This is a genomic window from Streptomyces sp. NPDC048664, assembly GCF_040650555.1.
In the GTDB taxonomy this organism is placed as follows: Bacteria; Actinomycetota; Actinomycetes; order Streptomycetales; family Streptomycetaceae; genus Streptomyces.
Window position 1 is genome coordinate 14,349 of sequence record NZ_JBEZHK010000024.1, and the last position, 19,968, is coordinate 34,316.

General features: G+C 73.5%; 16 protein-coding genes and 1 pseudogene. 14 read left to right on the forward strand and 3 right to left on the reverse strand.

The genetic code is table 11. The annotated features are described in order from the left end of the window. Positions 1-14 precede the first annotated feature (14 nt). The 9 genes and pseudogenes from AB0C59_RS24130 to AB0C59_RS24170 all read left to right on the forward strand — a co-directional run. Positions 15-383: pseudogene (locus AB0C59_RS24130) on the forward strand (C40 family peptidase); the annotation flags it as partial. A 152-nt stretch (positions 384-535) separates the two neighbouring features. Beyond that, complete coding sequence (locus AB0C59_RS24135) at positions 536-1,555, forward strand: PP2C family protein-serine/threonine phosphatase (RefSeq protein WP_363007875.1); 1,020 nt, start codon at positions 536-538, stop codon at positions 1,553-1,555. 142 nt (positions 1,556-1,697) lie between these two features. Next, complete coding sequence (locus AB0C59_RS24140; RefSeq protein WP_363007877.1) at positions 1,698-3,062, forward strand: FAD-dependent oxidoreductase; 1,365 nt, start codon at positions 1,698-1,700, stop codon at positions 3,060-3,062. A gap of 203 nt (positions 3,063-3,265) precedes the next feature. After that, a complete protein-coding gene (locus tag AB0C59_RS24145) occupies positions 3,266-4,210 on the forward strand; it encodes an ATP-binding cassette domain-containing protein (RefSeq protein ID WP_363007879.1) in 945 nt (314 codons plus the stop codon). Beyond that, positions 4,207-5,022: an ABC transporter permease gene (locus AB0C59_RS24150; RefSeq protein WP_363007881.1), complete on the forward strand. Its 816-nt coding sequence runs from the start codon at positions 4,207-4,209 to the stop codon at positions 5,020-5,022. The genes AB0C59_RS24145 and AB0C59_RS24150 overlap by 4 nt, the downstream gene beginning before the upstream one ends. A gap of 96 nt (positions 5,023-5,118) precedes the next feature. Further along, entirely contained in the window at positions 5,119-6,069 is a 951-nt protein-coding gene (locus AB0C59_RS24155; protein WP_363007883.1) for a TauD/TfdA family dioxygenase, read from the forward strand. A 168-nt stretch (positions 6,070-6,237) separates the two neighbouring features. Next, positions 6,238-8,214, forward strand: a complete 1,977-nt coding sequence (locus AB0C59_RS24160; RefSeq protein WP_363008051.1) for an AMP-dependent synthetase/ligase — start codon at positions 6,238-6,240, stop codon at positions 8,212-8,214. 147 nt (positions 8,215-8,361) lie between these two features. After that, positions 8,362-10,881, forward strand: a complete 2,520-nt coding sequence (locus AB0C59_RS24165) for a SpoIIE family protein phosphatase (protein WP_363007886.1) — start codon at positions 8,362-8,364, stop codon at positions 10,879-10,881. A gap of 110 nt (positions 10,882-10,991) precedes the next feature. Further along, on the forward strand, positions 10,992-11,765 hold the full coding sequence (locus AB0C59_RS24170; protein ID WP_363007888.1) for a dienelactone hydrolase family protein: 774 nt from the start codon (positions 10,992-10,994) through the stop codon (positions 11,763-11,765). Between the two features lie 18 nt (positions 11,766-11,783). Here the strand turns inward: AB0C59_RS24170 and AB0C59_RS24175 are convergent, their stop codons facing one another. Beyond that, positions 11,784-12,653, reverse strand: coding sequence for a universal stress protein (locus tag AB0C59_RS24175; protein WP_363007890.1), 870 nt, complete (start codon positions 12,651-12,653; stop codon positions 11,784-11,786). Between the two features lie 133 nt (positions 12,654-12,786). Here AB0C59_RS24175 and AB0C59_RS24180 point away from each other — a divergent pair, with 133 nt between their 5' ends. The 4 genes from AB0C59_RS24180 (at position 12,787) to AB0C59_RS24195 (ending at position 18,215) form a co-directional block, all read left to right on the forward strand. Then, the gene (locus AB0C59_RS24180; RefSeq protein WP_363007892.1) at positions 12,787-14,466 is read left to right on the forward strand and encodes an FAD-dependent oxidoreductase; all 1,680 of its coding nucleotides are present in this window, start codon (positions 12,787-12,789) and stop codon (positions 14,464-14,466) included. 22 nt (positions 14,467-14,488) lie between these two features. After that, complete coding sequence (locus tag AB0C59_RS24185) at positions 14,489-16,000, forward strand: ATP-binding protein (RefSeq protein ID WP_363007894.1); 1,512 nt, start codon at positions 14,489-14,491, stop codon at positions 15,998-16,000. Beyond that, positions 15,997-16,347 (forward strand): UBP-type zinc finger domain-containing protein, encoded by a 351-nt coding sequence (locus AB0C59_RS24190; protein WP_363007896.1) that lies wholly within the window; start codon positions 15,997-15,999, stop codon positions 16,345-16,347. Before AB0C59_RS24185 ends, AB0C59_RS24190 begins: the two co-directional genes overlap by 4 nt. Before the next feature lie 215 nt (positions 16,348-16,562). Next, on the forward strand, positions 16,563-18,215 hold the full coding sequence (locus tag AB0C59_RS24195; RefSeq protein ID WP_363007898.1) for a serine/threonine-protein kinase: 1,653 nt from the start codon (positions 16,563-16,565) through the stop codon (positions 18,213-18,215). A 12-nt stretch (positions 18,216-18,227) separates the two neighbouring features. Here the strand turns inward: AB0C59_RS24195 and tgmB are convergent, their stop codons facing one another. Together tgmB and tgmA are read right to left on the reverse strand one after the other, a co-directional pair. After that, on the reverse strand, positions 18,228-19,184 hold the full coding sequence (gene tgmB / locus AB0C59_RS24200) for an ATP-grasp ribosomal peptide maturase (protein ID WP_363007900.1): 957 nt from the start codon (positions 19,182-19,184) through the stop codon (positions 18,228-18,230). A gap of 14 nt (positions 19,185-19,198) precedes the next feature. Then, entirely contained in the window at positions 19,199-19,390 is a 192-nt protein-coding gene (gene tgmA / locus AB0C59_RS24205; RefSeq protein ID WP_363007902.1) for a putative ATP-grasp-modified RiPP, read from the reverse strand. A 253-nt stretch (positions 19,391-19,643) separates the two neighbouring features. Here tgmA and AB0C59_RS24210 point away from each other — a divergent pair, with 253 nt between their 5' ends. Beyond that, positions 19,644-19,934: a hypothetical protein gene (locus tag AB0C59_RS24210; RefSeq protein ID WP_363007904.1), complete on the forward strand. Its 291-nt coding sequence runs from the start codon at positions 19,644-19,646 to the stop codon at positions 19,932-19,934. Positions 19,935-19,968: the final 34 nt, after the last annotated feature.

Sequence of the window (19,968 nt, forward strand, 5' to 3'; positions counted from 1 at the left end):
ACGGCGGTCGGGAGTCCGCGCACGAGTCCAAGGCCTCGCGGGCGCTCGGCTTCGCCCGTGCGCAGATCGGCAAGCCCTGCGTGTGGGGTGCGGCCGGCCCCGGCTCGTACGACGCCGCCGGTCTCACCCAGGCCGCCTGGCGGGCCGCCGGGGTCGCCCTGCCGCGCACCGCCGAGGAGCAGGCGGCGACGGGGGCACCGGTGCCGCTCACCGATCTGCGGCCGGGGGACCTCGTCTTCTTCTACGACACCGCCGGGCACGTCGGTCTGTACATCGGTGACGCCCTGATGATCCACGCGCCCGGCCCGGGCGCCACCCTCCGCGAGGAGTCGATCTTCTTCGCCGGGACCGCCGCGATCCACGGCGCGACGCGCCCCGTCTGACCCCCGCCTCGGCCGCCCGCCGCCGACATGCGGTCGGCGGCGCGGCGTAGGAGCGTGGGGGTGTGCGAAGGGTGCGTGCCAGACCTCGGCGCCGGGCAGGAGAGCAGCGGAGCTGGCTGCGCGGCGCCCCGCCCCCGTGGTGGGTTCGGATCATGCCCCTGGCCCTGCTGGCGGCCGTGTGCGTCATCACCCTGGTCAGCAAGAGGCCGCTGGACATCGGCTTCCTGCTCGGCGCGATCCCCCCGCTGGCCGTGTTGTCGTACGGCCCGGTGGCGACCGCGATCCTCGGCGCCCTGGTGATCGGGCTCCAGCACACCCGGGTCTTCCACCTCGACCATCCGGGCAACACCGACCTGCTCACCATCGGCTTCGTCTCGGTGCTGAGCGTGTTCGTGTCGTACGTGCGCAGCCATCGCGACGCCCAGCTCGATCTGGAACGCACCGTCGCCGAGGCCGCCCAGCACGCCGTCGTCCCGCCGCTGCCCGCGCGGGTGGGCCCGGTGCGCTGCACCGGTCTGTACCGGGCGGCGCAGAGCGGGACGCTCGTCGGCGGGGATTTCTTCGACGTGCGCCAGAGCCCCCGGGGCGTGCGGGTGGTGATGGGGGACGTGCAGGGGCACGGCCTCGCGGCCGTCTCGACGGTGGCGTCGCTGCTCGGCGCGTTCCGGGAGGCGGTGCTCGACCAGCCGGCCCTGCCCTCGGTCGCCGCGCGCCTGGACCGCAGGCTGTGCGTGGACTCGGCGGAGAACCGGCGCCCCGAACTGTTCGCGACGGTGGTGCTGCTGGAGTTCAGCCCCGACGCACGCGCGGTGCGCATCGTGGCCTGCGGCAGCCCGCCGCCCCTCCTGCTCCACGACGGGAAGGCCACCGAGATCGAGGTGACGCCCGGCACTCCTCTCGGTCTCGGGCTGAGCCCGGGATCGTCGTACGAGGAGGCCACCGTGCGTCTTCAGCGCGGCGACCGGCTCTTTCTGGCCTCCGACGGCATCTGGGAGGCCAGGGACACGCGGGGTTCGTTCTATCCTCTGATCGACCGGCTCCCCGATCTCGCCGACGACGACCCCGTCGTCACGACCCGGCGGGTCTGGCGGGACCTGGTGCGGCACTGCGGGGAGATCCGCGACGACGTCACGATGCTCCTCCTGACTCCGGAGCCCGTCAGCCCGGTGTGAGACCCCCCGCGGTGACCTCCGGATTCCGCACCCCATAAGATCCCCTTATGGGGTCATAGGAGGGACCCGCGTACCAGGTTAGGTATGCCTTAGTTTAAGGTTCCCTTTGATCCTTCCGTCATCGCCCGAAGGGAACCTGATCATGCCTCGCCCCCTGCGGGTAGCCATAGTCGGAGCCGGCCCGGCCGGAATCTACGCCGCGGACGCGCTGCTGAAGTCGCAAGCGGCCACCGAGCCCGGCGTGTCCATCGACATCTTCGAGCGGATGCCGGCCCCGTTCGGCCTCATCCGCTACGGCGTCGCCCCCGACCACCCGCGGATCAAGGGCATCATCACGGCCCTGCACCAGGTGCTCGACAAGCCGCAGATCCGGCTCTTCGGCAATGTCGACTACCCCACCGACATCAGCCTGGACGACCTGCGCGCGTTCTACGACGCCGTCGTCTTCTCCACCGGCGCGACGGCCGACCGCGACCTGGACATCCCCGGGATCGAACTCGAGGGCTCCTACGGCGCGGCCGACTTCGTCTCCTGGTACGACGGCCACCCCGACGTGCCGCGGACCTGGCCGCTGACGGCCGAGAAGGTCGCCGTCCTCGGTGTCGGCAACGTCGCCCTGGACGTGGCACGCATCCTGGCCAAGACGGCGGACGAACTCCTGCCCACCGAGATCCCGCCGAACGTCCACGAGGGGCTCCAGGCCAACAAGGCCCGGGAGATCCACGTCTTCGGCCGCCGGGGCCCGGCGCAGGCCAAGTTCAGCCCGATGGAGTTGCGGGAGCTGGACCACTCCCCGAACATCGAGGTCATCGTGGACCCCGAGGACATCGACTACGACGACGGGTCCATCGCCACCCGGCGCGGCAACAAGCAGGCCGACATGGTCGCCAAGACGCTGGAGAACTGGGCGATCCGGGACATCGGCGAGCGGCCCCACAAGCTGTTCCTGCACTTCTTCGAGTCGCCCACCGAGATCCTCGGCGAGCAGGGCGAGGTCGTCGGCCTGCGCACCGAGCGCACGGCGCTCGACGGCACGGGCAACGTCAAGGGCACCGGCGAGTTCCACGACTGGGACGTCACCGCGATCTACCGGGCGGTCGGCTACCTCTCCGACTCCCTGCCCAAGCTGCCCTGGGACATCGCCTCGGGCACCGTGCCCGACGAGGGCGGCCGGGTCATCGAGGACAACGGCGCCCACCTGACGTCCACCTACGTGACCGGATGGATCCGGCGCGGCCCCGTGGGCCTGATCGGGCACACCAAGGGCGACGCCAACGAGACGGTGGCGAACCTGCTGGACGACCACGCGAACGGACGGCTGCACACGCCCACCGCACCCGCGCCCGAGGCCGTGGAGGCGTTCCTCGCCGAGCGGAACGTCCGGTTCACGACGTGGGAGGGCTGGTACCGGCTCGACGCCGCGGAGAAGGCGCTCGGCGAGCCGCAGGGCCGGGAGCGCGTGAAGCTCGTGGAGCGCGAGGACATGCTCCGGGAGAGCGGCGCGTAGGACGCCGGGAGCGCCGTAGGACCACGCGACGTGCCGGGCGGGGGGATTCCCTCGCCCGGCACGTCGCGTCCGGCGTCCCGGCGCCGGGCGGCCCGCGCCTGCCCGCGGGGGCCTCCGGGCGGAGCAGTCCCGCGCGACACGGCAGGGCGCGCGTACGAGGGTGGACGCATGACCTCGGGTCCCCCACCCCGCAAGGACGCTCCATGATCGAGGCTCGCTCTCTGACCAAACGCTACGGCGACCGCACCGCCGTGGACGATCTCAGCTTCACCGTGCGCCCCGGCACCGTGACCGGCTTCCTGGGACCCAACGGAGCCGGGAAGTCCACCACGATGCGCATGCTCCTCGGTCTGGACGCGCCCACCCGGGGCCGGGCCGTCGTCAACGGCAGGAGGTACGCCGAACACCGCGCCCCGCTGCACGAGGTCGGCGCGATGCTGGAGTCCCGCTCGGTGCACACCGGGCGCAGCGCCCACCACCACCTGCTCGCCCTGGCCGCGACCCACGGGATCCCCCGGCGGCGGGTGGACGAGGTGATCGACCTGGTCGGGCTGCGCGAGGTGGCCAGGAAGCGGGCCGGGGGCTTCTCCCAGGGCATGGGGCAGCGGCTCGGCATCGCCGGCGCCCTGCTGGGCGACCCGGCGACGGTGATCCTGGACGAGCCCGTCAACGGCCTCGACCCGGAGGGCGTCGTGTGGATCCGCACCCTGCTCCAGGGCCTTGCCCGCGAAGGGCGCACCGTCCTGGTCTCGTCGCACCTCATGGCGGAGATGGCTCTCACGGCCGAGCACCTGATCGTGATCGGCCGGGGCCGGCTGATCGCGGACACCTCCGTGGCGGAGTTCGTCACACGGGCCACCGGGGACGTGGTGCGGGTGCGCACCGGCGAGGCGGAGCGGCTGCGCGGACTGCTGGAAGGACCGGACGTGACGGTCACCGCGCGGGAGCCGGGCGTGCTCCAGGTGGCCGGACTCGGCGGTGAGCGGATCGGGCGGATCGCGGCCGAGCACGGGATCGCCCTGGCCGAGCTGACACCGCAACAGGCATCGCTGGAGGAGGCGTTCATGGAACTGACCCGGGACGCGGTGGAGTACCGGACCACGGCGGCGCCACGCGCCACGTCGGGCGGGGAAGGGCTGGCGGCATGACGACGGCAACGGCGTCTCCCGCGGCGCGGCGGGGCCGGGTCACCCAGCCCCGGGTGATCCACTCGGAGTGGATCAAGCTGTGGTCGCTGCGGTCCAGCCTGTTCACCCTGCCGGCCGCCGTCGTCGCGATGGTCGGACTCGGCTGCCTCCTCAGCTACTTCACCGCCGCCCGCTGGGACGACCTCCCGCCCCAGGAGCGGCTCGCCTTCGACCCGACCCTGGTGAGCCTGCGCGGCATGTACCTCGCGCAACTGGCCGTCGGGGTGCTGGGGGTCGTGGTGGTGAGCGGGGAGTACGCGACCGGGATGATGCGCTCCTCGCTGGCCGCGGTGCCCCGCCGTCTTCCGGTGCTGTGGGCCAAGGCGCTGGTGTACACGGCTGTGACCTGGGTCCTGATGACGGCCGCGTCGCTGGGTGCCTTCCTGGCGGGCCAGGCCGCGCTGTCCGGCCATGGGCTGAGCACCTCGCTCGGTTCGCCGGGCGTGCTGCGCGCGGTGCTCGGCGCCGGTCTGTACCTGACGGCGGTGGGGCTGCTCGGGGTGGCGTTCGGCGCGCTGATCCGCAGCACGGCGGGCGGGATCGCCACCCTGTTCGGCCTGCTGCTGGTGCTGCCGCTGCTCGCCCAGGCGCTGCCGTCGTCCTGGCTGGACGAGGTGAACCCGTATCTGCCGAACATGGCGGGCCAGAGCGTCGTCCATGTCCACCAGGAGCCGCACACCCTGGCCCCCTGGCCGGGATTCGCCCTGTTCTGCGGGTACGCGCTGGCGGTGCTGGCCGCGGCGGCCGTCGCCCTCAAGCGCAGGGACGCCTGAGCGCGACCGCTTCGGCGGCTCGCGCGATCTTCCGCCGGGGGCGGGGCCCGGGTGATGCTTGCGCGTGAGGAGCTCGACCACGACAAGGGGGGCCGCATGGCAGTGGACGACGGTACCGGGGTGGACGTGAAGCCCGTCGCGGGCCACATCGGGGCCGAGATCGCCGGGGTGGATCTGGCCGGGCCGCTGGACGACGCGGTGGTGGCGGCGATCCGCTCGGCTCTGCGGCGCTGGAAGGTGGTGTTCTTCCGGGACCAGAAGCTGGACCACGCCGCGCATGTCGCCCTCGCCCGGCGCTTCGGCCGACCCGTCGCCCCGAGCAGGCGGGGCAGCGTCTCGCCGGCGGACTTCCCCGAGGTCGAGACGACGGCCGACCGGCTGGAGCTCGGCGGCCGGTACGGGATGGACCACGACGAGTGGCTGCGGCGCAGGCGCCACACCCTGCTGCGGGGCTGGCACTGCGACCACGGCGCCCGGATCGATCCGCCCGCGGCCACCCTCCTGCGCGCCGAGAGCGTGCCGCCGTACGGCGGGGACACCCAGTGGGCCAGTCTGGCCGCCGCCTACGCGGGCCTGTCCAAGCCCCTGCGGGACTTCGCCGACGGGCTGCGCGCCGAGCACCGCCTGGGCGTGGGCTACCAGCCGCGCGCCGGCGACGACGCCTACCTGCGCCACCTCCTGGACCATCAGGTGGCGAGCGAGCACCCGCTCGTGCGGGTGCACCCGGAGACGGGCGAACGGCTGCTGAACGTCAACGGCTACTACGTCGAGCAGATCGTGGGGCTCTCCCGCGCCGAGAGCGCGCACCTGCTGGACCTGCTGCTGGAGCAGGCGACCCGTCCCGAGTACACGGTCCGCTTCCGCTGGGAGCCCGGCAGTGTGGCGTTCTGGGACAACCGGGCGGCCATCCACCTCGCCCCCGGCGACCTGGTGACGCCCGAACACCCCCGCGTCATGCATCGGGTGATGCTCGCCGGAGAGGTGCCCGTGGGCCCGGACGGCAGGCCCTCGACCCCTCTCACCGGCACGGAGCCCGGCCGCTGGTGACGGCGGACCGCTCGGCGGCGACGGGCCGATCGACCGGAACCACCTCCTTTCATGTCCGGTTCGTTTCTTGTCGGTTTCGGTCACGTCCGGCGGCGTCCTGGGCTACATTCGAGCCCGCCGATCCCGCATCCATCGGCGATGACGCAAGCAAGGCTCGGGGAGCGGCGCATGCTTGACTTCGGCAACTCCCGGGCACTCGCCCCGGACGGAACGGGATGGCCCGCCCGACCGGCACGGCCCGCCCTGACCGGCGGCCTCGCGGACAGCGTCTTCGACACGGCGGCCCGGGACCCGGGGCTGGCGCAGATCGCCCGCCGCGCCGATCCGGGCGACGGCGTCTGGAGCCCGATGACCGCGGGCGAACTGCGGGACGAAGTGGTCGCGGTGGCCAAGGGGTTCATCGCCTCCGGCATCCGCCCCGGCAACCGCGTGGCCATCATGGCGCGCACGTCGTACCAGTGGACCCTGCTCAGCTGCGCCCTGTGGGCGGTGGCGGCGGAGGTCGTGCCGATCTATCCGACCTCCTCGCACGAACAGGTCGAGTGGATCCTGAAGGACTCCGGCAGTGTCGCCGTGCTGGTCGAGGACGAGCCGGGGGTCATGACGGTCGGGTCCGTGTGCGCCGGGCTGCCCCGGCTGCGGCACGTGTGGCAGCTGGACGCCGGGGCGCTGGAGACGCTGGTCGCGCACGGGCGGCCGGTCCCGTCCACGACCGTCGACTCCCTGCGGCGGATCGTGCTGCCCGACTCGACCGCCGTCATCGCCTACACCTCGGGCTCGACCGGTCCCCCGCGCGGCTGCGCGCTCAGCCACCGCAATCTGGCCAGCCCCTGCGACGCGGTCCTGGACGGCTGGGGGCATACGGCGGCGCCACCGGGCGAACAGCCCTCCGCGCTGGTCTTCCTGCCGTTCTCCCACGTGTACGGGTTGATGGTGCAGGGACTGTGCCTGCGGGGCGGGCTGCTCATGGGCCATGAGCCCGAGCTGCGCGCCGACGTCCTGGCCTCCTCGCTGCTGACCTTCCGGCCCACGTTCCTCTGCGCGGTCCCGTTCGTCTTCGAGAAGCTCTACAAGACGTTCCTGCGCACCGCCGAACAGGCGGGCCGGGGCGCCCTGTTCGAGCGGGCCGCGCGCACCGCGCGGGAGTACGCGCTCGCCGTCGAGCGGCAGCGGCTGGGGCGGGGGCACGGGCCCGGGCTGGATCTGAGGCTGCAGCACGCGCTGTACGACAGGACGGTCTACCGCAGGCTGCGCGACACGCTGGGCGGCCGGGTGTGCCGTGCCGTCTCGGGCGGGTCGCCCCTGAGCCGCGAGCTCGGACTGTTCTTCGCGGGCATCGGCATCTTCGTCCACGACGGCTACGGACTCACCGAGACGGGCGGCGGGATCACCGCGCAGCCGCTGGGGCGGGAGAAGTCGGGGACCGTGGGACGCCCGCTGCCGGGCATGGAGGTCCGGGTCGCGCCGGACGGGGAGATCCTCGTGCACGGGCCCGCGGTCTTCCAGGGCTACGTCAACGACGACCTGGGCACCCATACGGCACTGAGGGAGGGGTGGCTGGCCACGGGCGACCTCGGCGAGGTCGACTCCGAGGGCTATCTGTCCATCACCGGGCGGAAGAAGGACATCATCGTCACGAGCGGCGGCAAGAGCGTCGCGCCCGCCGCGCTGGAGGAGCGGCTGCGGGCGCATCCGCTCATCCACCAGGCGGTGGCCGTCGGGGACGACCGGCCGTGCGTGGGCGCGCTGATCACCCTGGACCCCGACTTCCTCGCGCACTGGCGCGCCGTGCGGTTCGCGCAGGCGGACGGAGCGGGGGGCCAGGGGCGGGAGGACCACGAGGAGCGGGCCCTTCGCGAGGAACGCGAGGAGACCGCGCTGCGGCAGGAGGTCGCGCGGGCGGTCGCCGCCGCCAACTCCACCGTGTCGCGCTCGGAGTCGATCCGGGTGTTCCGCGTGGTGCCGGAGCCGTTCGACGTGGCGAGCGGGTTGCTGACACCGTCGATGAAGCCGCGGCGGGACGCGATCGCGCGCCGGTACGCGGCGGAGATCGAGGCCATGTACCGGGCGGCCGCGCGGGTTCCCCGGGAGCGGAGGCTGCCGGAGCCGGCGTGGGACGACTCGGACGACGTGTTCCGCCGGTAGCCCCGCCGGCGGCCCCGAGGAGGGCTCTGCGGCCCACGGCCTCGACGGACGATCACGGCTTCCGTACGGGGTCGGGATGCGGGGTGGGGGGCGGGCGGCGCATTCTTGCTGTGACAGGCAACCGACGGCCCGGGCGAGGGCAGATCGATGCAAGGGAGCGCCGAGCGCGCGGACAGCGCGCCCGGGACGCCGACCGCCGTGCTGACCGGCGCCGTGGCGGACGCCGTACACGCCGCCGGCGGCTTCGCGGGCGGGGTGTACCTGCGCTCCGCCACACCCGCCGTGCTGCGTCTGGCCGTCCTCGCCGGACTGCCGGGGCCGCTCTTCGGGCCGTGGTCGCGGCTGCACCTGGACCGCCAGTTCCCGGTGTCGGACGCCTACCGGCACGGCACCCCGATCGTCCTCGCCGACTCGGCGGAGACGATGCGGCGCTACCCGCAGCTCGCCGCAGGGCTGCCGTTCCACTTCGGCTCGGTCCATGTGCCGGTGCTGAGCGGAACGACGACGTACGGCGTCCTGAGCGTGCTGCGGACCCCGGTCGCGGACCGTACCGAGAAGGTGCCGGAGCGAAGCCGGATGACCACCGTCGCGGACCGCCTCGGCACAGCCCTCAGCACCTTGGAGGCGGACGGCGTGCCGGTGACCTGGGACGCGGAGCCCCTGTGCGTGCGGCCGCCCGCCGTGGGCCTGGACCCCGGGCTCATCGGGCGCTTCAGCTGGGACCCGGACGGTGCGGCGCTCACCGCCGACGACGCCTTCCGTCGGCTGACCGGGTGCGGCGAGGACGGCGCCGCGCGCTCAGCCGACGACCTGGCCGCCGCCCTCTCCGCCGACGACGTCCATCTGGTGCTGACCGCCCTGCGGGAGGCCGCCGCGGGCACCGCGCCGCCCGGCCCCCTGCGCGTACGGTCCGGCAGCGGCCGGCAGCGGATGCTGGAGCTGTGGCCCGAACGGGCGGCGGGGTCGAAGGGCACCGTGGGCGGGCTGGTGGTCGAGCCGGGGCCCGGCAGCCCGGCGGAGGGGGCCATGGACCTCCTGCCGAACGGTGTCTTCGCCTTCGACCGGATCGGCCTGATCACCTACGTCAACCCGAAGGCCGCCGAACTGCTGGGCGCCGCGCGCTCGCAGCTGGTGGGCAGGCCTCTGTGGGAAGCCCTGCCCTGGTTGGACCGGCCCGCGTACGAGGACCACCTGCGGGCCGCGCTGCTGGCACCGGAGCCGGTGCACTTCCAGGTACGGCGGCCCACGGCGGACGAGGACGGCAGCGGCCTGACGCTGTCGGTCTATCCCGGTCCGGACGTCCTGACCTGCCGGGTCGTGCCGCTCGGGCAGAGCGCCGAGGCGCCCACCCTGGGCGAGGCGGCGGCCGCGGTGGCGGGAGCGGTGGGCGCGTGGGACACCCCCGCGCCCGTGTACCGCCCCGTCGCCCTCGCCATCGCGCTGTCGGAGGCGGTGACCGCCCGGCAGGTGTCCGAAGTGGTGATGCGGGAGCTGCTGCCCGCGTTCGGCGGCGGCCGACTGGCCATCTACCTGCTGCACGAGCGGCATCTCCACCTGGCCTGGGAGACGGGTTTCCCACCCCGGTTCCTGTCGCAGTTCGAGGGGGTGGGCCTGGACGTCAAGCTGCCCGGCGTGGAGACCCTCACCACCGGCCGTCCCCTGTTCTTCGAGTCCATGGACCGGATGGCGGCGGCCTATCCGGGCATGCCGCTCGACACCACCGTCGGCTCCCGGGCCTTCCTGCCGCTGATCGCCTCCGGGCGCCCCGTCGGCTCCTGCATCCTCGGCTTCGAGCGCCCGCGTGCCTTCAGCTCCGAGGAGCGCACGGTGCTCACCGCGCTGGCCGGCCTGATCGCCCAGGCGCTGGAACGGGCCCGGCGCTACGACTCCGAGACCGCCCTCGCCCGCGGCCTCCAGGAGGCGCTGCTGCCGCACCGGCTGTCCACCCATCCGCAGGTGGAGACCGCGGGCTGCTATCTGCCGGGCACCCAGGGCATGGACGTGGGCGGCGACTGGTACGACGTCATCGAGGCCGGCGACGGGCTGGCCCTGGTCATCGGCGACGTCCAGGGGCACGGGGTGCAGGCGGCGGCCACGATGGGCCAACTGCGCAGCGCGGTGCGGGCGTTCGCCTTGAGCGACCTCGCCCCGCATCAGGTGATGAGCGGGACCAACCGGCTGCTCATCGACCTCGACCCGGGCCAGTTCGCCAGTTGCGTCTACGTCCGGCTGGACCCGGTCACCGGTCACGCCCGCGCCGTGCGGGCCGGGCATCCCCAGCCCCTGCTGCGCGCCCCCGAAGGGCAGACGGAAGTCCTCGACCTGCCGGGCGGACTGGTCCTCGGCGTGGATCCGGGCGCCCGGTACCCGGTGACCCATCTGCGGCTGGAGCCGGGGGCCGTGCTCGCGCTGTACACCGACGGGCTGGTGGAGCAGCCGGGCACCGACATCGACGACGGGGTCGAGATCCTGCGCAGGGCCCTGAGCCGTGCGGGCGAGGTCGGCGACCGGCACGGCGGCGCGGTGCTCGCGGACATCGCGGACCGGCTCATCGAGCGGGCGTGCCGCACCCCCGACCGCCCGGACGACATCGCGCTCCTGCTGGCCACCCGCCGCCACCCGCCGCCCGGTTCGTACGACGCCGCGCAGGACGAGCCGCCGGGGTGAACGCCGCGTCGCACCCGGGGCGGCGGGAGCCGGGGGCCGTTGCGATGATGATCTCCGAAGGACCGGCCGCCCCCTGCGGCCGGACGCCGGCACAGGCAGGAGCACCCGGCATGACCTCCACCCGTGGGACGTCCGTGGCCATCACCACCGAGGACGGCACCGCCGACGCCTACCTGGCGCACCCGGACGACCAGGGCCCGCACCCCGCGGTGCTGCTCTACATGGACGCCTTCGGGCTGCGCCCCAGCCTGAAGGCGATGGCCGACCGGCTGGCCGGGCACGGCTACACCGTCCTCGTACCGAACGTCTTCTACCGCGCCGGGCGGGCGCCCGTGGTCGAACTCCCCGAGTTCATCGACCCCTCCGAGCGCCCGGAACTGTTCCAGAGGATCATGCCGCTGATGCAGGCGCTGACGCCGGAGCGGGCCGACCAGGACGCCGAGGCCTACCTGGACTGGCTCGCCGACTGCCCGCAGGCGGCCGACGGCCCGATCGGTGTGACCGGATACTGCATGGGCGCCCGACTGGCGCTGCGCACCGCCGCCGTCCGTCCGCAGCGGGTCGCCGCCGTGGCCGGGTTCCACGGCGGGCGCCTGGCGGCGGACACGCCCGACAGCCCGCACCTGGTGGCCGACCGGGTCACCGCCGAGGTGTACTTCGGGCACGCCGACGACGACCCCTCCATGCCGCCCGAGCAGGTCGAGCGGCTGGACAAGGCGCTGACCGAGGCCGGCGTCCGCCACCGCAGCGAGGTCTACTCGGGCGCGCCGCACGGCTACACCCAGGTCGACACCGCCCACTACGACCGGGAGGCCGACGAGCGCCACTGGAGCGAGATGCTGGCGCTCCTGGACCGGACCGTGCGGGGCGCGGACCAGGCGTAGGCCGGCCCCGTCCGCGCGTCAGGCGGGCGGGACGACCGCCACGGGGCAGGGCGCGTGGTGCACCAGGGCGTGGGCCACGGAACCCACACGGGGCCCCACCGCCCGGGAGGCGTGCCGGCCGACCACCACGAGCTGCGCGTCCGCGGCCGTGGAGAGCAGCACCTGCGCGGCGCTGCCCATCTCCACGTGCTCGATGACCCGCACGCGCGGGAAGCGCTTCCGCCAGGGCTCCAGCGCCTCGTCCAGGGCCTTGCGCTCGATGGGTTCGAGTCCGCCGGCCTCGTCCAGGAGCTGCATCGAGGCGGGGCTGTAGGCGAACACGGGCGGCAGGCTCCAGGCCCGTACGACCCGCAGGTCCGCGCCCCTGGCCGCCGCGGCGGCGAAGGCGACCTCGAGGGCACGGGCGCCGTCCTCGGGGGCGCCGTGCTGGCCCACGACGACCTCCCGGCCCGCGGCCTCCGCCGCCGGCCGGTCGTCGGAGCGGACCAGCACCACGGGCCCGGCGGCCTCGGCGATCACCTGCTGCCCCACGGAGCCCACGAGGAACCCCACCACGGCGCCGTGTCCGCGCGAGCCCAGCACCAGCAGGTCGGCGCCGGCCGCCTCGGCGACCAGGAGGTCGACCGCCGGGCCCTCCACCGCCTCGGCGACCACGGTCAGTTCCGGATGCCGCGCGGTGGCGGCGGCGCGGGCCTCGTCGACGGTCCGGCGCGCCCAGCCGGCGACGGCGTCGCGGTCCGCGCTCGGCACGATCTCGTAGGGCTCCCACTGCCAGGCGTGCACGATCCGCAGCGGACGGTCGCGGCGCACCGCCTCGCGGGCCGCCCACGCCGCCGCCGCGGCACTCTCCGGTGATCCGTCCACTCCCACGGTGATGGGGCGGGTCATGTCGCTGCCTCCCTGTTCACGAACTGCACACTCCCCACGCTACCGATCCGCCCGCTCCCGGAGTTCAGGAGCGAAACCGGTGAATCGACCTTACGATGGGCGGGACGCCGACGAGTTCGGGGCGGGAGACTTTATGGCACAGGCTGCCAGCGCAGCGGCACGGACCGTCATCCTGACCGTGGACGACGACCCCGGGGTCTCGCGCGCCGTGGCCCGTGACCTGCGGCGCCGGTACGGCCAGTCGTACCGGATCGTGCGTGCCGAGTCCGGCGCGAGCGGGCTGGAGGCCCTGCGCGAGCTGAAGCTGCGGGGCGATCTGGTGGCCGTCATCATGGCCGACTACCGGATGCCCCAGATGAACGGCATCGAGTTCCTCGAACAGGCCCTGGACGTCTACCCCGGCGCGCGCCGGGTGCTGCTGACCGCGTACGCGGACACCAACGCGGCCATCGACGCGATCAACGTCATCGACCTCGACCACTACCTCCTCAAACCGTGGGATCCGCCGGAGGAGAAGCTCTACCCGGTCCTCGACGACCTTCTCGAGGCGTGGCGCACCTCCGACTACCGGCCGGTCCCCGCCACGAAGGTGGTGGGACACCGCTGGTCGGCGCGCTCGTCGCGGGTGCGGGAGTTCCTGGCCCGCAACCAGGTGCCGTACCGCTGGTTCTCGGTGGACACACCGGAGGGCGGGCGGCTGCTGGCCGCGGCCGGACAGGACGGGGAGCGGCTGCCGCTCGTCGTCACCCCGGACGGCACCCCGCTGGTGGAGCCGGACGAGGCGGAACTCGCGGTCCACGTGGGGCTCGCGACGACACCGACCACGGACTTCTACGACCTCGTGGTCATCGGCGGCGGACCCGCCGGGCTCGGGGCGGCGGTGTACGGGGCCTCGGAGGGGCTGCGGACGCTGCTGGTGGAGCGGTCGGCCACCGGCGGGCAGGCCGGCCAGAGTTCACGGATCGAGAACTACCTGGGCTTCCCTGACGGGGTGTCGGGTGCGCAGCTGACGGACCGGGCACGCAGGCAGGCGAAGAAGTTCGGCGCGGAGATCCTCACCGCGCGCGAGGTGTGCGCCCTGGAGGTCAACGGCGCGGCGCGCATCGTGCGGTTCTCCGACGGGTCGGCGATCGCCGCGCACAGCGTGATCCTGGCGACCGGGGTGTCGTACCGGCAGCTGCAGGCGCCGGGGCTGGCGGAGTTGACGGGGTGCGGCGTCTACTACGGCTCGTCGCTGACGGAGGCTCCGGCCTGTTCGGGGCAGGACGTCTACATCGTCGGCGGCGCCAACTCCGCGGGGCAGGCGGCGATGTACCTGTCCCGGGGCGCCAAGTCGGTCACCCTGCTGGTGCGGGGCCCCTCGCTGTCGGCGACGATGTCGCACTACCTGGTCGAGCAGGTCGCGGAGTCGCCCACCATCACGGTGCGCGCCGCCACGGTGGTGGAAGCGGCCCACGGCGAGGGCCACCTGGAGCAGCTGACGTTGCGGGACACGACGACCGGTCACGCCGAACTCGTCGACGCGCAGTGGCTGTTCGTGTTCATCGGGGCGGCCCCGCTCACGGACTGGCTGGAGGGGACGGTGCTGCGGGATCGGCACGGCTTCATCCTGACCGGCCCCGACATGACCAGTGACGGGCATCCGCCGCCCGGCTGGGAACTGGAGCGTCCCCCCTACCATCTGGAGACCAACGTCCCCGGCGTGTTCGTGGCGGGCGACGCCCGCGCCGAGTCGGCCAAGCGGGTCGCCTCCGCGGTGGGCGAGGGCGCCATGGCCGTGATGCTCGCCCACCGGTATCTGGAGCAGTCATGAACGCACCACGCGGGACGACGCCGTGAACGGCCGCACCGTGTCCTGCGACCCGACCGAGCTGAGGACGCTCTTCCTGTTCGAGAAGCTGGACGACGCCCAGTTGGCGCGGCTGTGCCGGGAGGGCCGGGTCGAGGAGTTCGAGGCCGGCCCGGTGTACACCGAGGGCGACGCGGCGACCTGCTTCTTCGTCCTGCTGGACGGGACGCTGGTGCTCACCCGCCGGGTGGGCGCCGACGACGTGGAGGTCTCGCGGTCCTCGCAGCGCGGCGTGTACGCGGGCGCCTTCCAGGCGTATCTGGGCGAGCGGGCACGGGGGGCGAAGTACACGGGATCGATGCGGGTCACCGAGCCCTCGCGGTTCTTCGTGCTGCCCGCCGACACCTTCTCCGCGATCATGCGGGACTGGTTCCCCATGGCCGTCCATCTGCTGGAGGGGCTGTTCTTCGGCTCCCAGAACACCCAGCAGGTCATCAACCAGCGGGAGCGGCTGCTGGCTCTCGGCTCCCTGTCCGCGGGCCTGACCCATGAGCTCAACAACCCCGCGGCCGCGGCCGTCAGCGCCACCGCGGCGCTGCGCGAGCGGGTCGCCGGGATGCGGCACAAGCTGGGCGTCATCGCCCATGGACGCTATGAGCCGGAGTCGCTGCTGACCCTGGTGGAGGTGCAGGAGCGGACGGCGGAGCAGGTCGCCAAGGCGAAGCCGCTGAGTCCGCTGGAGGCGACCGACCGCGAGGACGCGATCGGCGACTGGCTGGAGGACCACGGCATCGGGGACGCCTGGCAGCTCGCGCCGACCTTCGTGCAGGCCGGGCTCGACACCGACTGGCTCGACCAGGTCGCAGCGGCGGTGGACGAGCGGACCCTGGAGAGCGCGGTGCGGTGGCTGAACTACACGGTGGAGACCGAACTCCTCATGAACGAGATCGAGGACTCCACGACCCGGGTCTCCACGCTCGTCAACGCGGCCCGGCAGTACTCCCAGCTGGACCGGGCGCCGTTCCAGAACGCCGACGTGCACGAACTCCTCGACAGCACGCTGCTGATGCTGTCCGGGAAGATCGGTAAGGGCGTCACCGTGGTCAAGGACTACGACCGCAGCCTGCCGAGCGTTCCCGCCTACCCGGGTGAACTCAACCAGGTGTGGACCAACCTCATCGACAACGCGGTCTCGGCCATCAACGACACAGGGCACGAAGGGACGTTGACGGTGCGGACCGCACTGGACCGCGACCGGCTGCTGGTCGAGTTCCGGGACACGGGCACCGGGGTGCCGGCGGACATCCGCAACCGCATCTTCGACCCGTTCTTCACCACCAAGCCGGTGGGCCACGGCACCGGGCTCGGCCTGGACATCTCCTGGCGCATCGTCGTCAACAAGCACCACGGCAGCCTGGACGTCCGGTCGGTGCCGGGCGACACCCGCTTCCAGGTCCGGCTGCCGCTGGGTGCCCCGCAGTCCGACGCCATCGAGCCGGAGGCGGCCGAGCCGTCGGCCTTCGGCGCCTCACCGGAGGCATCACCGGAGGGATCATGAGCACACCGAACGGCATCGACCCGGACACCCCGCCGAGCGGAACCGGCTGTGTGGAGTGCGACGCGGCGGGCGGCTGGTGGTTCCATCTGCGCCGGTGCGCGCAGTGCGGGCACATCGGCTGCTGCGACGACTCCCCGGGCAAGCACGCCACGGCGCACTTCCAGGCCACCGGCCATCCGTTCATCCGCAGCTTCGAGCCGGGTGAGGACTGGTTCTGGGACTTCACCACATCCGAGTTGTACGACTCGGGGCCCGAGCTCGCTCCCCCGCTCAGCCACCCCTCGGAGCAGCCCACACCGGGGCCGGCGGGCCGGGTGCCGGCCGACTGGGCGCAGACGATCGGCTGAATCGGAGCCCCGGCCGGGGCTGCGACCGGGGCCGCGACGGTGACCGACGGTAACCTACCCGCGAGTAGAACCAGGCCTCGTTTTCGCACGTACGGGCGAGGCGCGCGGAGTCGGCAGAAAATCGGCCGGCGAAATCGCCGTGCGTTGAACACCCACCGTCACGCCCGCCGTACCACCTTGCGACGCGACAGTCCGCTGCGCAGCGAGGGATGACGATGGACCACGGGCAGGGCCCCACACAGGAGTTGATCGCCGGGCGGTACCGGCCGCTCGACGTCGTCCACGAGGAGCCGGGCCGCAGTGTCCGGCTGGGTGAGGACATCGGGCTCGGGCGCCCGGTCTCGCTCATCGGGTCATGGCCCGCGCCCGCGGGCCCCGACGACCAGGTCGGCCGCAGGGCCACGCGGATCCTGCGCGCCTCGGAGGCGATGGAGCTGCACTGCCCGGGCCGGGTCGCGACCGTCCTCGACGTGGTCGACACGGGCGGTGTCCTGTGGCTGGTGACGGACCGGATCGAGGGGACACCGCTCGGGTCGGTCCTGGAACGCGGCCCCGTCGGCGTCGTCCGCGCGGCCCGGCTCGGCCTGGGGATCGTCGAGGTGCTGGAGGCCGCGCACCACCAGGGGACGACCCACGGCGACCTGAGCCCCGGCCAGGTGTTCGTGCGGAGGGACGGCGGTGTCGTGCTGACCGGGTTCGGGCTGGTGGGCGCGTCCGTGACCCAGCGGCTCACCGCGCCCGCCTACGCCTCCCCCGAGCAGGCGCGGGGTACGAGCGCGGGCCCCGCGGCCGACCAGTGGGCACTCGGGGCGCTGCTGTACGCGATGGTGGAGGGGCGTCCGCTGTTCAAGGACCGGGGCCCGGTGGAGGCGACCCTGCGCGGGGTCGAGCGGCTGCCACTGCGCTCCCCCACGAGCGCCGGCCCCCTGGCGCCCGCCATCACGGGACTGCTGCGGCGGGACGCGCGGGAGCGGGTGCCGATGGCGGTGGTGCGCGCCTCACTGACCCGGATCGTGAACGAGGAGGTGGACGAGGGCGCCGCGGGTACGTCGGTGCCGCGGTGGACGGAGGCGTGGCGTCTGGCCCATCGGGCGGGCGGCGCGTGGCGGCGTCCGGCGGTACGGCGGTCGGTCCTGATCGGCGGGGGGCTCGTCGCCGCCGGCTGCGTCGCGGTCCTCGTCACCGCGAGCGGCTCGGACGGCGGGCACGACGCGACGGCGGGTCCGCTGCCGTCGCGCTCCGGGGCGGGAACCGCCCCGGCAGCCCCGAGCGCCCCGACCGCCGCGGCCCCCACCGCGACGCCGTCCGGCGGCGGCGCCACCGGCCGCGGCGCCTCGCCCTCCACCACACCTCCCGCGCCCCCCGCCCCGGTGTCGCCGAGCCCTTCACGCGGCGGCAACCCGGACGCGGGCTTTCGGACCTTCGTGGCGCCGGAGGGCTTCTCCGTCGACCTGCCGCAGGGGTGGTCGCGCATCCGCACCCAGAAGGCGGCCGAGGGAACCTACCGGATCACCTTCGGGGCGAGCGGGGATCCGCGCACGCTCGCGGTGACCGCCAGCGTGACCTCCAGCACCGACCCGGTCGCGGTCTGGGAGAGCGTGGAGCCCTCCCTGAACAGCACGTACGCCGACTACGCCCGGGTGGGCGACATCCGGCCCGTCACCTACCAGGGCCACCCGGGCGCCGACATGGAGTGGCTGTCGACGCTGGACGGGGTCCGCTCGCGCACGTTCGGGCGGGGCTTCCTCCCCGGCGACGGCCGCGGGTTCTCGCTGCGGTGGACGCGGCCGGCGGCGGGGGCGGGCAGCGCCGCCGACCAGCAGGCGCTGAAGGTGATCCTGCGGACCTTCCGCCCCACCACCGGCTGACCCCGGGGGCGCTCACCTGCGGCACTCCGGGCCGCGGCCGTCCGCCGGGCGCGCCGCCAGCCACAGGGCGATCGCCTCCGCGATCGGCTGGCCGGTCTCCAGCTCGACGAAGCCGAACTGGCCGCCCTGGTTGCACTCCAGGAACCACCACAGCCCGTCCTCGTCCTCCGCGAAGTCGAAGGCGGCGTAGGCCAGTCCGGACAGCGACAGGTACTCGCGGACGGACTTCGCGACGCGGTCGGGCACCTGGACCTCCTCCCAGGGGTGCCCGGTGTCGCCGACCCGTCCGTCGACCTGTCCGGGCTCCGCCCTCTTGCGGGCCCCGAACAGCCGGGACCCGACGCAGGTCAGCCGGATGTCGGCCCGTTTGGCGATGTAGCGCTGCAGCAGCGCGGGACCGGCCGCGACGGAGGAGAAGTCGGCGCCGGAGCCGACGAGCGAGGTCGGCAGGGTCAGCGCCGGCTCTCCCGGAGGCGGCCCCGAGGCCGACTTCACGACCACGTCCCCGTTCTCCTCGGCGAACTGCTGGGCCACCCGCGGAGCCGTGGTGATGACCGTCGGCGGCACGGCGAACCCGGACAGGTGCGCGACCCTCAGCTGCCAGGGCTTGTAGCGGGCCTGGTCGGCTTTGCGGGGGTGGTTCATCCACCGGGTGGGGGCCGAGTACAGCATGCCGTACAGGGCCTGGCGGGTCTCGGCGGTCAGCCAGGGCGAGGGGTGGGCGGCGTGCGCCGCCGGTTCGCCCGGCCTGCGCACCCACACCGAGCGCAGGCCCCCCATGCTCAACACGTGCCCGCCCGCCGAGAGGTGGCCGTCGAAGTCGCCATGGGCGTAGTCGGCGGACAGGACCGCCCGGCCGGGGATGTCGGCGGGGTCCAGGCGCATCACGGGAACGCTCCGCTCATGCAGCCGGGCCACCACCATGTCGGCGGTCACGTCCTGCTCCGACGTGAGGATGAGGACCGTCATGCGCGCACGGGCCGTCAGTCGTCGAAGTGCGTCTGCGAGCCGGCGGTCGAGGTCGTGGTGCCCGCCGCGAGGAGCAGTTCGCGGTCGCTGACGGCGGGCCGGCCGTCGGCGAGCACGTTCAACTGCAGGGAGGAGTCGAAGTGATACGGCGTCACCACGGCCTCGAACCCTCTGGGCTGGGCGTAGTCGAGGGTGAACGGTCGCACGGCAAGCCTCCACGATGTCTCGTTGTCTCTTCCCAACCCTTTACGTCTTCTTCTCGTAGCGAATTCATCACGGTCAGCCATACCTGGGTGAAGGTAGTCACATCGGCGGGTGTCAACTCCCTTGCCCGGTATGGCGTCCCGGCGAGCCGGGTACGCGATGTCAGTGCCCTCGGACACAATGCGCCCTGAAGATCATCCCGTTCGTCCCACCGGACGACTCTCCGTCCACCCGTGCCCGAAAGGCTGAACCACCATGACGCGCCCTCGGCTCAGTTCCCGTGCTGCCGAAGTGCTGCGCCTGATCACCCACCAGGACGCGCCGGTGTTCCTCACGGTGCACGCCAACGGGCGGCGCCGATGGGGCTGCTGGCAGTCGGGCGGGCGTCCGACGGCGCTGCCCACCGACGAGTGCGACGCGCTGCACACGGCGGGGCGGATCCTGCTCGGCGACCCGGTGGTCGACCGGGCCAAGACCACCTACCGGGTACGGGCGGTCGCCAGGGGCGCGTACCGCGTGGCGCACCCCGCCCGTATGAGTGCCTGAGCCGGGCGGCACCCGCCCGGTCGCACCGTCCGGC

Excerpts from the sequence above, each read along its gene's own strand:
- AB0C59_RS24135 (WP_363007875.1), top strand. The coding sequence starts at position 536 with ATGCCCCTGGCCCTGCTGGCGGCCGTGTGCGTCATCACCCTGGTCAGC.
- AB0C59_RS24140 (WP_363007877.1), top strand. The coding sequence starts at position 1,698 with ATGCCTCGCCCCCTGCGGGTAGCCATAGTCGGAGCCGGCCCGGCCGGA.
- AB0C59_RS24145 (WP_363007879.1), top strand. The coding sequence starts at position 3,266 with ATGATCGAGGCTCGCTCTCTGACCAAACGCTACGGCGACCGCACCGCC.
- AB0C59_RS24150 (WP_363007881.1), top strand. The coding sequence starts at position 4,207 with ATGACGACGGCAACGGCGTCTCCCGCGGCGCGGCGGGGCCGGGTCACC.
- AB0C59_RS24155 (WP_363007883.1), top strand. The coding sequence starts at position 5,119 with ATGGCAGTGGACGACGGTACCGGGGTGGACGTGAAGCCCGTCGCGGGC.
- AB0C59_RS24160 (WP_363008051.1), top strand. The coding sequence starts at position 6,238 with ATGCTTGACTTCGGCAACTCCCGGGCACTCGCCCCGGACGGAACGGGA.
- AB0C59_RS24165 (WP_363007886.1), top strand. The coding sequence starts at position 8,362 with ATGCAAGGGAGCGCCGAGCGCGCGGACAGCGCGCCCGGGACGCCGACC.
- AB0C59_RS24170 (WP_363007888.1), top strand. The coding sequence starts at position 10,992 with ATGACCTCCACCCGTGGGACGTCCGTGGCCATCACCACCGAGGACGGC.
- AB0C59_RS24175 (WP_363007890.1), bottom strand. The coding sequence starts at position 12,653 with ATGACCCGCCCCATCACCGTGGGAGTGGACGGATCACCGGAGAGTGCC.
- AB0C59_RS24180 (WP_363007892.1), top strand. The coding sequence starts at position 12,787 with ATGGCACAGGCTGCCAGCGCAGCGGCACGGACCGTCATCCTGACCGTG.
- AB0C59_RS24190 (WP_363007896.1), top strand. The coding sequence starts at position 15,997 with ATGAGCACACCGAACGGCATCGACCCGGACACCCCGCCGAGCGGAACC.
- AB0C59_RS24195 (WP_363007898.1), top strand. The coding sequence starts at position 16,563 with ATGGACCACGGGCAGGGCCCCACACAGGAGTTGATCGCCGGGCGGTAC.
- tgmB (WP_363007900.1), bottom strand. The coding sequence starts at position 19,184 with ATGACGGTCCTCATCCTCACGTCGGAGCAGGACGTGACCGCCGACATG.
- AB0C59_RS24210 (WP_363007904.1), top strand. The coding sequence starts at position 19,644 with ATGACGCGCCCTCGGCTCAGTTCCCGTGCTGCCGAAGTGCTGCGCCTG.